Source organism: Janthinobacterium sp. P210006, assembly GCF_036231885.1.
In the GTDB taxonomy this organism is placed as follows: domain Bacteria; phylum Pseudomonadota; class Gammaproteobacteria; order Burkholderiales; family Burkholderiaceae_D; genus Janthinobacterium; species Janthinobacterium violaceinigrum.
Window position 1 is genome coordinate 93292 of the sequence record NZ_JAZARD010000008.1, and the last position, 12353, is coordinate 105644.

At 65.6% G+C, this 12353-nt stretch carries 11 protein-coding genes and 1 tRNA gene; all 12 read right to left on the reverse strand.

What is annotated here, in order from left to right; translation table 11 throughout:
* Positions 1-68: 68 nt before the first annotated feature.
* A tRNA-Arg gene (locus VPH41_RS28080) sits at positions 69-143 on the reverse strand.
* Between the two features lie 70 nt (positions 144-213).
* Entirely contained in the window at positions 214-1257 is a 1044-nt protein-coding gene (locus VPH41_RS28085; RefSeq protein ID WP_328572234.1) for a hypothetical protein, read from the reverse strand.
* Positions 1258-1265: 8 nt separating this feature from the next.
* Positions 1266-2738, reverse strand: coding sequence for an MBOAT family O-acyltransferase (locus tag VPH41_RS28090; protein ID WP_328572235.1), 1473 nt, complete (start codon positions 2736-2738; stop codon positions 1266-1268).
* Positions 2739-2904: 166 nt separating this feature from the next.
* A complete protein-coding gene (locus tag VPH41_RS28095) occupies positions 2905-3645 on the reverse strand; it encodes a PEP_CTERM-anchored TLD domain-containing protein (RefSeq protein WP_328572236.1) in 741 nt (246 codons plus the stop codon).
* A gap of 133 nt (positions 3646-3778) precedes the next feature.
* The gene (locus VPH41_RS28100; protein WP_035828787.1) at positions 3779-4171 is read right to left on the reverse strand and encodes a RidA family protein; all 393 of its coding nucleotides are present in this window, start codon (positions 4169-4171) and stop codon (positions 3779-3781) included.
* Positions 4172-4188: 17 nt separating this feature from the next.
* The gene (locus VPH41_RS28105; protein WP_328572237.1) at positions 4189-5349 is read right to left on the reverse strand and encodes an acyl-CoA dehydrogenase family protein; all 1161 of its coding nucleotides are present in this window, start codon (positions 5347-5349) and stop codon (positions 4189-4191) included.
* 4 nt (positions 5350-5353) lie between these two features.
* The gene (locus VPH41_RS28110; RefSeq protein ID WP_328572238.1) at positions 5354-6208 is read right to left on the reverse strand and encodes an enoyl-CoA hydratase family protein; all 855 of its coding nucleotides are present in this window, start codon (positions 6206-6208) and stop codon (positions 5354-5356) included.
* 2 nt (positions 6209-6210) lie between these two features.
* Entirely contained in the window at positions 6211-6723 is a 513-nt protein-coding gene (locus VPH41_RS28115; RefSeq protein ID WP_328572239.1) for a MarR family winged helix-turn-helix transcriptional regulator, read from the reverse strand.
* 13 nt (positions 6724-6736) lie between these two features.
* Positions 6737-7519: an SDR family NAD(P)-dependent oxidoreductase gene (locus tag VPH41_RS28120; protein WP_328572240.1), complete on the reverse strand. Its 783-nt coding sequence runs from the start codon at positions 7517-7519 to the stop codon at positions 6737-6739.
* 19 nt (positions 7520-7538) lie between these two features.
* The gene (locus VPH41_RS28125; protein ID WP_328572241.1) at positions 7539-9926 is read right to left on the reverse strand and encodes a bifunctional salicylyl-CoA 5-hydroxylase/oxidoreductase; all 2388 of its coding nucleotides are present in this window, start codon (positions 9924-9926) and stop codon (positions 7539-7541) included.
* On the reverse strand, positions 9923-11542 hold the full coding sequence (locus VPH41_RS28130; protein ID WP_328572242.1) for an AMP-binding protein: 1620 nt from the start codon (positions 11540-11542) through the stop codon (positions 9923-9925). The genes VPH41_RS28125 and VPH41_RS28130 overlap by 4 nt, the downstream gene beginning before the upstream one ends.
* Before the next feature lie 93 nt (positions 11543-11635).
* Positions 11636-12346: a response regulator gene (locus tag VPH41_RS28135; RefSeq protein ID WP_152285044.1), complete on the reverse strand. Its 711-nt coding sequence runs from the start codon at positions 12344-12346 to the stop codon at positions 11636-11638.
* Between the last annotated feature and the right edge of the window lie 7 nt (positions 12347-12353).

Sequence of the window (12353 nt, forward strand, 5' to 3'; positions counted from 1 at the left end):
TCAATCGCCATCGACCACCAAATTGCGCCCGCATGGACCCGGGCCGCCGACGCGCGCTGCGTGGAATGTGGTGTCGCCAGCAGGAATCGAACCTGCATTTAAGTCTTAGGAGGACCTTGTACTATCCATTGTACGATGGCGACACGCGAAGCGGCATTATACAGCCTGGCGCGGCGCATTAGTAGTCCGGCAAGTCGAATCTCGCCACGGCAATCAGTTTCCCGCAGCCCCAGGAGGGGGCGGCGCGTCCGCCGCCAGCAGGGGCAGGACCTGCTGCGCCGCCAGCGCGTGCGCCACCTTGTTCCAGTGCCCGTCCATGGGCAGGAAATCCATGCGTTCGCGCCGCAAGGCCCAGTGCTGCGCGAATACAGGCTGCATGTCGGCCACCGCATAGCCATGCCGCCTGGCGCGCTCGAGGAAGAACGCGCGGTTGTCGCCGTGCCACTGGGGCTTGGCGTGGCCCGGTTCGTACAGCAGGTTGCGCTCGCCATCGACGAGGAAGATGACGCGCGTCGCCGCCCCGCCCGCCTGGCGCAGCTGCGTCAGATAGAACTCCAGCGCCGCCTCACGCGCGCCGGCCGGGGCAGCCGCGGCGGCGCCGGCCGGCTTGCTGCTCTGCAACTTGGACAGCAGCCAGTCCGACAGCTTCAGGTTGTAATACACATAGCGCGCCAGCGCCGAATGGGCCACCAGGCGCTTGACCTTCGATTCGGCATAGGGGGTGTGCGCGACGGAAACGGCCTGTCCATCCACGACAAAATTGCTGTGTCCGCGCTGGGCCGGCGCCAGCAGCTCATTCAGATTGCCCGCATCGACAAACAGCAGCACCGTGCGCGGATGCAATCGCGGCTGGTAATAGCGCAGCATTTCCAGGCCGTCCGCCAGACCGTTGCCGGAACCGGCCGCGGCATACACCTTGCCGCCCAAGGCCTGGTCCAATTTGCCTTGCACGGTGTCGGCATAGTCGAGCATCAGGCTTTCGACGAAGCTGTCGCCCAGCACCAGCACGGCAGCGCCCTCCTGGAAGTCGGCAGAATTATTGTAGCCCTGGGCATTCGTCACGCCGCGCCGGGCATTGGCCAGGGCCCAGCCATGCGAATACACATACGGCTGCCCGGGCAGATAGCGGTTGAACGGCACGGCGCTGCTGCTGTCTGCCATGCGCAGGCCGGACACCACCGGCAGGCATTGCAGGACGACTTCCAGCACCAGCGCCGTGGCCACGACACCGAGGCCGATTGCAAATAATGGGCGCATAGGATGAGTTAGAAATTAAAGTACAAGAATTCGGAAACGCCGCGTGTCTCGCTAATGGCCAGCAACAACATGCACAACGTCAACATGGCGCCCAGCAAGAAGGTGCCGCGGCTGCCGTTCAGGCCCGCCTCCCGCTCGCGCAGCAAGCCGCGCCCCAGCATCTGGTAGGCGTTCGGCAGGCAAAAGGCGATCGCCGCACAGGCGCCCAGCCACCACAGGCAGCTTCCCAGTTCCATGATGCGGTTCATGCCCAGCGCTCCCGCCTGCATGGGCAGCGTCAGCGTGCTGCCCGTCATGGCGCGCAGCACGTCGAACGCCACCGCCACCGAACTGGCGCGGAAGAAGACCCAGGCCAGCACCACGGCAAGAAAGGTGACAACGCTGCCGGCCACGCGGATCGCCAGGTTGCTGTATCCCCCCAGAAGATGCCGCAGGGCGTGATTGACGATCAGGTAGATGCCGTGCAACATGCCCCAAACGATAAAGGTCCAGTTGGCGCCATGCCAGAGTCCGCCCAGCAACATGGTCAGCAACAGGTTGCGGTAGCGCTGGAACGCCCCCTGGCGGTTGCCGCCCAGCGGGATGTACAGGTAGTCGCGCAGGAAGTTGGACAAGGTGATGTGCCAGCGGCGCCAGAAATCGATGATGGAAGCGGCCTTGTACGGCGAATTGAAATTGATCGGCAAAATAATGCCGAACATATAGGACAGTCCGTAAGCCATGTCGCAATAGGCGGAAAAATCAAAGTACAGCTGGAAGGTGTAGGCCAGCGTGCCCGCCCACGCTTCCAGCATGCTCAGGTGCTGATGGTGCAGGTCGAAGACCGGACTCACATAGCGCGCCACGCCATCGGCGAGGATCACTTTCTTGAACAGGCCGATGGTGAAGAAGGCCAGGCCCACGACCAGCCGCCCCCGGCTGAAGCGGTGCGATTCCGCCGCCACGAACTGCGGCATCATTTCCTTGTGATGCAGGATGGGGCCGGCGATCAGGTGGGGGAAATACGTGACAAACAAGCCGTAGCTTTCTGGCTGGTAATCCTTGACCTTGCCTGCGTGGCAGTCGACCAGATAGGCAATCTGGGTAAACGTAAAAAAAGATATGCCGATGGGCAATGTGATCCCGATGGCCGCGATCGGGGCGCCCGTCACGGCGGCGATATTACTGAGCAGGAAATCAAAATACTTGAAGAAGACCAGCAGCGACAGATTGAATGCCAGGCCGGCGATCAGCCAGGCCTTGGCGCTGCGCGCCCTGCCCTGCTCCTTGCGCTGCGATATGGCCCGGCCGACGGCGAAGTTGCAACACACGGACAGCGCCAGCAAGGGCAGGTAGGACACGTCCCAGTAGCTGTAGAACGCGACCGAGGCAAACAGCAGGAAAATGATGGAAAGGCGTAAGGAATATTTTGACAGCAAAAAATAGCCCAGCAGGGCCAGCGGCAAAAACACCAGAAAAAAAGGAAATGAATTAAATAGCACAGCGCGATCCCGAAAGACGAAGGTGACTCATGGAAGAACTTCAATTGCACAATAATATTATTGTGAAAATATTATTAACCTAAAGAAACATGCATAGTAGAAATCTTCCATCGTCATCCGCATCGTCTACCGATATTGTCTCGTCGTCAATAGCAACGGAGCGGACTCAGGCCTTGCCGCCGTGACGCCGGCGCCGGCGCGCCTGCCAGCTGCCCAGCATGATCAGGCCGAATGCCAGCATCGCGTAGCTTGCCGGTTCCGGCACGGCGCTGACGCTAAATACTTGCATGGCGCCAAACGTGACATTGGGATACGAGCCGTACGGCGTGCCATCGAGCAAGCTTGCGCCAAAGATGCCATTGACGGGATCGATATACGAGTAGCGCGAGGACACGCCATTGCTGCTCAGGTCAGCCGACATGCCCAGGTCTGCGCCGATGCCGAACGTGGGGCCCGCGTTGATATCGTTGAAGGTCTGGTACGAGCCGACAGTATCGAGCGCATAGGTTTTCGGCGTTTGCCGGAAATGCTGGCCCGATGTCAGGTTGAAGATGAAGGCCGTGCGGTCGCGGTCTTCGGGCGTCATGTTGTAGTTGCCCGAGGAATTCCAGCTTTGCGGATTGTAGCCGCCCACCAGCCAGGTCTGGCCCGCAGCGTTGCTCGCCTGCATCACCGAAAACGTGCGCCCCTTGCCGTCGGCCGCCAGGTGAAAGTCGCGCGACGTGTCGCCCGCCGCCTTCGTGTAGATGGCCGTCAGCGCCAGCGGCCCTTCGCCCAGCCAGGCGGACAACTGCGCTTCCTGCGCGCCGTTGAGCAGGGATTGCGCCATGGCGGCAGGGGCGATGGCGGCGCACAGCATGGCGCCAGCCAGCAAGGTGGCGGGCCGCGCCGCCTTGATTCTCAGCATGATTTGTTCTTGCATCGCTCCCCCTGTGTGTATGCCGCAAAATTTCGGCATATCAATATAGCACAAGGTGATGCATTAATTACATTAATTTATTTCAATTGAAATGCCGTTAATGCAATTATTTATGCCGCCATCATGGCGGCAGCACGGCCGTCACCTCGATTTCCACCCTGGCGCGGTCCTCGATCAGGCCCGCTACCTGCACGGCCGTCATGGCGGGGAAATGCTTGCCGATCAGCTCGCGGTACGCCACGCCGATTTGCGGGTACGCCGCCACATATTCCTTCTTGTCGAGCACATACCAGTTCATGCGCACGATATGCTCGGGCAAGGCGCCCGCCTCGGCCAGCACGGCGACGATGTTCTGCAGCGCCTGGCGCACCTGTCCCGCGAAATCGTCCGTATGGAACTGGCCCTGCGCATCCCAGCCTATCATGCCACTGACATAGACCGTCCGCCCGCTGGCGGCCACGCCGTTCGCATAGCCGCGCGGCCTCGCCCATCCCGGTGGTTGCAGCACCTGCATCGTCTTCTCCTCGTTGTTCATGCGTCCGCCGCCTCGCGCAGCAGTTCGCGCGCGATGATCAATTGCTGTACCTCGCTGGCGCCTTCGTAGATGCGCAGGGCGCGGATTTCGCGGTACAGGCGCTCGACGGGGTGGTCGCTGACCACGCCCATGCCGCCGAACATCTGCACGGCCGCGTCGATCACCTGCTGCGCCGTTTCCGTGGCCGTCAGCTTGGCCATGGCCGCCTCCTTCGTCACCTTGCGGCCCTGGTCGCGCTGCCAGGCGGCGCGGTAGGTCAGCAAGGCGCACGCATCGATGCCGGTGGCCATCTGCGCCAATTTTGCCTGCGTCAGCTGGAAGTCCGCCAGGGTCTGGCCGAACATCTGGCGCTTTGTCGCGTGGCGCAGCGCCTCGTCGAAGGCGCGCCGCGCAAAGCCCAGTGCGGCGGCGGCCACCGACGTGCGGAACACGTCCAGCGTCGCCATCGCCACCTTGAAGCCCTGCCCCGCTTCGCCCAGGCGCTGCGACACGGGCACGCGGCAGTGCTTGAAGCGCAGACGCGCCAGCGGATGCGGTGCGATGACGGCGATGCGTTCGGCGATTTCCAGTCCGGGATTGTCGGCGTCGACGATGAAGGCGCTGATGCCGCGCGCGCCGGGCGCCTCGCCCGTGCGGGCAAACACCACGTAGAAGTCGGCGATGCCGCCGTTCGAGATCCACGTCTTTTCGCCATCGAGCACATACTCGTCGCCGTCGCGCCGGGCCGCGCACGCCATGGCCGCCACGTCCGACCCGGCCTGCGGCTCGGACAGGGCAAACGCGGCGATGCGCTTGCCGCTGGCCACGTCGGGCAGGTAGCGCGCCTTGTTCTGCGCACTGCCGAACAGGCCGATGGCGCCCGATCCCAGGCCCTGCATGGCAAACGCAAAATCGGCCAGGCCATTGTGGCGCGCCAGGGTTTCGCGCATCAGGCAAATGGCGCGCGTGTCGATCTGGCCATCGATGCCCGTGGCATGCGCGAGCCAGCCGCCCTGCCCCAGCTGCGCCACCAGCGTGCGGCAGGCGTCATCGACGTCGGCGCCATGGGCTTCCTGCAGGTGCTGCGCGGCCCAGGCGTCGAGCGCCCGTTCGAGTTCGGCATGGCGCGCTTCGAAGAACGGCCAGTCCAGGTAAGTGGTGTCGCGTGTAGTGTTCATCTTCTTAATCGCCCTCGAAGCGGGGTTGCTCTTTCGCCACGAAAGCGTGATAGGCGCGGTGGAAATCGTTGGTGGCCATGCAGATGGCCTGCGCCTGCGCTTCCGCCTCGATGGCTTCGTCGACGCCCATGTTCCACTCCTGCTGCAGCATTTTCTTCGTCATGCCGTGCGCGAAGGTGGGACCGCCGGCCAGGCCGGCGGCAAACAGCTGCGCCGCCTGCGCCAGTTCTTCCGGCTCGGCCAGGCTGTTGAACCAGCCCCAGCGCTCGGCTTCCAGTCCCGGCAGGGAGCGGCCCGTGTACAGCAGTTCGGCGGCCCGGCCCTGGCCGATCACGCGCGGCAGCAGAGCGCAGGCGCCCATGTCGCAGCCGGCCAGGCCCACGCGGGTAAACAGGAAAGCCGTCTTGCTGCGCGCCGTGCCGATGCGGATATCGGAAGCCAGCGCCAGCATGGCGCCGGCGCCCGCGCAAATGCCGTCGATGGCGGCGACGATGGGCTGCGGGCAGGCGCGCATGGCTTTCACCACGTCGCCCGTCATGCGGGTAAACGCCAGCAAGCCGGGCATGTCGAGCTTCGTCAGGGGCCCGATGATGTCGTGCACGTCGCCGCCCGAACAGAAATTGCCGCCGCTGCCCGTGATCACCACGGCCTTGACATCGTCCGCATGCGCCAGCGCGCGGAACAGTTCGCGCAATTCCGCATACGAATCGAAGGTGAGCGGATTCTTGCGCTCGGGCCGGTGCAGGGTCAACGTGGCGACGCCCGCATCGACGGAAAACAGAAAATGCCGCGCGGCGTAGCCGGCCAGGCTGGCACGGTTGCCTGGCAGGTCTTGCGGCTGGCCGGGGAGATGGCGCATGGTCAATCCTTTAATGAGGTGTCATTGAGCTGCTGTTTCATGTGCGACAGCAGGTCGATCAACTGGGTTTTGTCGTCCGGCGTGACGCCCTGCAGCAGTTCGGCGATCCAGCCTTCGTGCACCCTGGCCATCTCGTCGAACGCGCGCCGGCCCGCCGGGGTCAGCTTGACACTGTACGAGCGGCGGTCCTTCGGATCGACCACGCGCACCACCAGTTTTTCCTGCTCCAGCTGGTCGGTGATGCCCGTGATATTGCCGCCCGTGACCATCATGCGCTTGGACAGTTCGCCCATGCGCAAGCCGTCGGGAAAGCGCTCGAGCTGCGCCATCAGGTCGAAGCGGGGCAAGGTGATGCCGAAGGTGGCGCGCAAACGCGTGCGCACCTCGTTTTCGATTTTTACCGTGCACGAGAGCATGCGCAGCCACAGCTTGAGCGACTGGTGGTGGTCCTGCGTCAGGCGGCTGGACAGGTCCAGCACCGGTTGTTCTTGCGCGTCAGCGCTGTCTTTATCCATGATCTTCATTCAGTTACATTACTTCGCCGCCGGCGACGGCGATCGATTGTCCATTCATGGCGGCCGACGCGGGCAGGCATAGCCAGGCCACCGCATCGGCCACTTCCCGTGGCTGCACCAGCCGCTGCTGCGGATTGGCCGCGGCCAGTTCCGCGCGGGCCGCGTCTTCGCCCCGCCCCGTCTTGCGCACGATGTTCTGCACGGCCTGCGCCACCATCTCCGTTTCCGTGTAGCCGGGGCAGACGGCGTTGACGGTGATGCCGCGCGGCGCCACTTCCAGCGCCAGCGCGCGCGTCAGGCCGATCACGCCGTGCTTAGCGGCGACATAGGCGCTGACATAGCGATAGCCTTTCAGGCCCGCCGTCGACGCCACGTTGACGATGCGCCCCCAGCCCGATTCCAGCATGGCCGGCATGGCGGCCTGGCAGCAGTGGAACACGCCCGTCAGGTTCACGGCCAGCATCTGCTGCCAGATGGCCGCATCCGTCTTGCCGAACGGCGCCGCATGCGCCTGGCCCGCGTTATTGATCAATATGTCGATGCGGCCGAAGTGCGCGGCCGCCTGCGCGAAACCAGCCTGCACGGACGCTTCCACGGCCACGTCGAGCACGCAGATGGCCACCCTTCCCGCGTGGCCCTCCTCTTCCAGCTGCATGCGCGCGCGCGCCAGCCGCGCCCCGTCGCGCCCAGCCAGGGTGACCCGGGCGCCCGCGTCCAGCAAGGCGCCCGCGCAAGCGAGGCCGATGCCGCTGCCGGCGCCCGTCACCAGCGCATGTTTTTCTGACAACGTGTCCATCAATGCTACCTTGCTCATGTCATCCTTCCAGCAGCCGCGCGGCCACCTGTTGCGGGGTCAGTCCCGTGTTGGCGGCGGCCAGCTGGCGCTCGCGCTGCAGATTGCGTTCCAGCTGCTGCTGGCCCGGCCGGTACTGTTTCGGCCAGCTTGAAGCGGCGCCGCTGTAGCCGATGCGCGCCATCTCCGTCAGGGTCCAGGCCGGGTTGGCCAGGTGCGGGCGGCCCACGGCGCACAGGTCGGCGCGGCCGGCGGCGATGATGCTGTTGGCGTGGTCCGCCTCGAAGATGGATCCGACGGCCATGCTGGCGATGCCCGCCTCGTTGCGCACGCGGTCGGCGAACGGCGCCTGGAACATGCGTCCGTACACGGGCTGTTCGAGCTTGCTGACCTGGCCCGAGGAACAGTCGATCAGGTCGGCGCCTGCCTGCTTGAACAGGCGCGCGATGACGACCGCGTCGTCGGGCGTGATGCCGCCTTCGACCCAGTCGTGGGCCGAGATGCGCACGCTCATGGGTTTATCCTGCGGCCAGGCGGCGCGCATGGCGCGGAACACGCGCAAGGGATAGCGGCAGCGGTTTTCCAGGCTGCCGCCATAGTCGTCCGTGCGGCGGTTGGTCAGCGGCGAGATAAAACTCGACAGCAGATAACCATGCGCGCAGTGCAGTTCCAGCCAGTCGAAACCGGCGACGGCCGCCGCCAGGGTGGCACGCACGAAGTCCTGCTCGATGCGCGCCAGGTCGCTTTCCGTGGCCGCGCGCGCCACCTGCGACACGCCGGCCAGGTACTGCTGGCTGGACGCGGCCAGCAGCGGCCAGTTGCCCTCCTTCAGGGGCAGGTCGATGCCGTCCCACATGGGGCGCGTCGAGCCTTTCGGCCCCGCATGGCCCAGCTGCAGGGCGATCTTCGCATCGCTGCCGGCATGCACGAAATCGACGATGCGCCGCCACGCCTGCGTGTGCGCTTCGCTGTACATGCCGGGACAGGCGGGCGTGATGCGCGCGTCGGCCGAGACGCACGTCATCTCGGCAAACACGAGGCCCGCGCCGCCCATGGCGCGCGCGCCCAGGTGCATCAGGTGGTAGTCGCCCGCCACGCCGTCGACGGCGCTGTACTGCGCCATCGGCGAAACGGCGATGCGGTTTTTCAGCAGCACGCCGCGCAGCCGGAAGGGCGTGAGCATGGGCGGCAGGGCCTCGTCCGGCATCGCCACGCCGGCCTGTTCGCCCGCGCGCCGCGCCAGCCACCGCTCATAACCGGCCACGTACGCGGGATCGCGCAGGCGCAGGTTTTCATGCGAGATGCGCTGGCTGCGCGTGAGCATGGAATAGGCGAACTGCGGCGCCTCCATGGCGCTGTAGCGCTCGACGTTTTCAAACCACTCCATGGAATTGCGCGCCGCGCTCTGGATCTTGAGCACTTCGACGGCGCGCAGCTGCTGGTAGGCGGCCAGCGCCGCATCGGTGCCGGCAGCGCTATCGGCGTGCTGGCCGAAGCAGCGCGCCAGCTCGATCGCGTCTTCCAGCGCCAGCTTGGTGCCGGAGCCGATGGAGTAATGGGCCGTGTGGGCCGCGTCGCCCATCAGCACGACGGGCACGCCATCCTGTACATGCACCCATTGCCGGCAGACGATGCGGGGGAAGGTGATCCACTGGGCCGAGCCGCGCAAGTGCGGCGAATTGCTCAGCAAAGAGTGGCCATCGAGTTCCCCGGCAAACAGCGCTTCGCAAAAGGCGATGCCCTCTTCCTGGCTCATACTGTCGAGTCCCGCCGCGCGCCACACGTGTTCGGGCGTCTCGACGATGAAGGTCGACGTGTCGCCGTCATACTGGTAGATGTGCGCCTGGAACCAGCCGTGCGGCGTCTGGCGGAAGGCAAACGTGAACGCTTCGAATTTCTTGCGCGTGCCCAGCCAGACGAAGCGGCAATGGCGCTGCTCGATCTCGGGCTGGTAGCTGGCCGCATAGCGCGTGCGGATGCGGCTGTTCAAGCCGTCGCTGGCGATCACCAGGTCGGCGCCGTACTGGCGCGCGATGGCCTGGTCGTCCTGCACTTCCGTCTCGAACACCAGCTGCACGCCCAGTTCCTCGCAGCGCGCCTGCAGGATATTGAGCAGGCGCTTGCGGCCGATGCCGCAAAAGCCGTGGCCGCCCGAACGCACGGTCTCGCCCTTGAAGTGGATCTCGATATCGTCCCAGTGGTTGAACGCCTGCAGGATGGCGCGCGCCGTCGGCTCGTCCGCATTGGCCAGGTTGCCCAGGGTCTGGTCGGAAAACACCACGCCCCAGCCAAACGTGTCATACGGGCGGTTGCGCTCGATGACCGTGATGCGGTGCCCGGGATTCTGCTTTTTCATGAGCAGGCTGAAATACAGGCCGGCGGGACCGCCGCCGATGCAGACAATATTCATGGGGTGTCCGTGCGAAGTTTGAAGCGCTGCAGCTTGCCCGTTTCCGTGCGGGGCAAGGCCGGCAGGAAACGGATGGCGCGCGGATATTTATACGGGGCGATCTGCTGGCGCACGAAGTCCTGCAGTTCGGCCGCCAGCACGTCGCCGGCCTGGAAGCCGTCCTTCAGCACCACGTGCGCCTCGACGATCTGGCCACGCCCGGCATCGGCGCGCCCGACCACGCCGCATTCGGCCACGGCCGGATGGCGCAGCAGCGCCTCCTCCACTTCCGGGCCGGCGATGTTGTAGCCGGCCGAGACGATCATGTCGTCGCTGCGCGAGCGGTAATAGAAATAGCCGTCGCCATCCATCTCGAAGGTGTCGCCCGTCAGGTTCCAGCCGTTCTGCACATATTCGTGCTGGCGCGGGTCGGACAGGTAGCGGCAGCCGGTGGGCCCTTTCACGGCCAGGCGGCCCGTCACGCCGGGCGGCTGCACCACGCCCGCGTCGTCGACGATGCACGCCTGGTAGCCGGGGATGGCCTTGCCGATGGCGCCGCGGCGTATGCCATCGCCCGTGGCAGAAATGAAGATGTGCAGCATTTCGGTGGCGCCGATGCCGTCCGTCATGGCCAGGCCCGTCGCCTCCTGCCAGGCGTCGCGCGTGGCCAGCGGCAGCGCCTCGCCCGCCGAGACGGACAGGCGCAGGCTGCGCACGTCATGACTGGCCGCCAAGGGCGCCATCTGGCGGTAGAAGGTCGGCGCCGTGAAGCAGATAGTGGCCTGGTATGCGGCGATGGCGCGCAGCAGGGTATCGGGCGTGAGTTTTTCCAGCAGCACGGTGGCCGCACCGAAGCGCAGGGGGAACAGCAGCAGGCCACCCAGGCCGAAGGTGAACGCCAGCGGCGGCGTGCCGATGAAGATATCGTCGGCGCGCACCTGCAGCATGGAGCGGGGAAAGCAGTCGCAGATGGCCAGCAGGTCGCGGTGCATGTGCATGGTCCCCTTCGGCACGCCCGTCGTGCCCGAGGTAAAGCTGATCAGGCACACGTCGTCGGCCGCCGTGTCGTGTGCGGCAAACGGGCTGGCGTGCGCCGCCATGCGCTGTTCCAGTTCGGCGCCCTCGGCGCCAAAGCACAGCATGCGCGGCAAGCCGGACATGCCGTCGAGTTCCGCGCGCAAGCCGTGCGCGCACAGCACGGCGTTCACTTCCGCCTTGGCTGCGATGGTGGACAGCTCGCGCGCGCGCAGCAGCGGCATGGTGGGCACGGCGATGCAGCCGGCCTTCAGCACGGCCAGCAGGCAGGCGGCCATCATGGGGGTATTCGCGCCGCGCAGCAGCACGCGGTTGCCGGGGATCAGGCGCAGGTCGGCCTGCAGCACGTGGGCGATGCGGTCGACCTGCTGCGCCAGCTGCGCGTAGGTCCAGCGCTGGCCGTCGGCAAGGATGGCGGTGCGTCCGCCGCCACCGCCGGCCACGGCCGCATCAAGCAGCGCGGCGGCGCAATTGAGACGGGGCGGATACTGCAGCTCGGGCAAGTCAAGGCACAGCTGCGGCCACAGTTCGCGCGGCGGCAGGTGCGCGCGCGCAAAGTCGTCCTGGGGAGATGCGGTGGTAGGCGAAGGGTCGCTGCTCATGCTCATCCTGGCTGGTGACGGGCGCGTGCACAAGGCCCGGAAGCAGATACTTTAAACCTAAAGTATTTTTCCAGCAAGGGGAAAACGGCAGATTCAGTCCATCCCGTCCTGTTGACGCAGCAGGTGGGCCTGTTGCGCCACGCTGCGCGCCAGCGCGGCCAGGGCACCCTGTATCTGCTCACCATCGAGCACCGACGCCTGCAGCAGGTCCATCATCGCGGCCTCCGCGCCATGCAGGCCCAGGGTACGGCAACCGAGGTGCAGCCGTTCGAGCTGCTGGCGCGCCTGCGCCGGTTCGCCGCGCGCCAGCAAGGCGTCGACCTGTTCGCCGGCGGCGCCGACCTGCCCCTGGAAGCCCGTCAGGTAGGCCAGCAAACGTTCGCCGTCGATGCCCAGCCGCTGCAGCGTGTCGCGCGGCGCCTCGGCCGGCAAGGCCGACACGTCGAAGCAGGCGTCGATATGCTGGCGCACCTGCTCCGGTTGAAAAGGCTTGACGATATAGCCGGCAGCGCCGGCCTGCACGGCGTCGCGCACCGTGTCCTGGTCGTTGGCCGACGACACCAGCACCAGCGGCATGGCGTCGAGCGCGCTGTCGGAGCGGATTTTCTGCAGCAGCTCCATGCCGGACAGGCGTGGCATGCGCAGATCGCAAAAACACAGCGATGGGCGCAAGCCGCCTTCGAGCTGCTCCCACGCCGCCGCGCCATCTTCGGCTTCCACGATATCGTGCACGCCGCAGCTGTCGATCAAATGCATCAATACCATGCGCGACACGACATCATCGTCAACCACCAGTACTTTCATTGCTTTC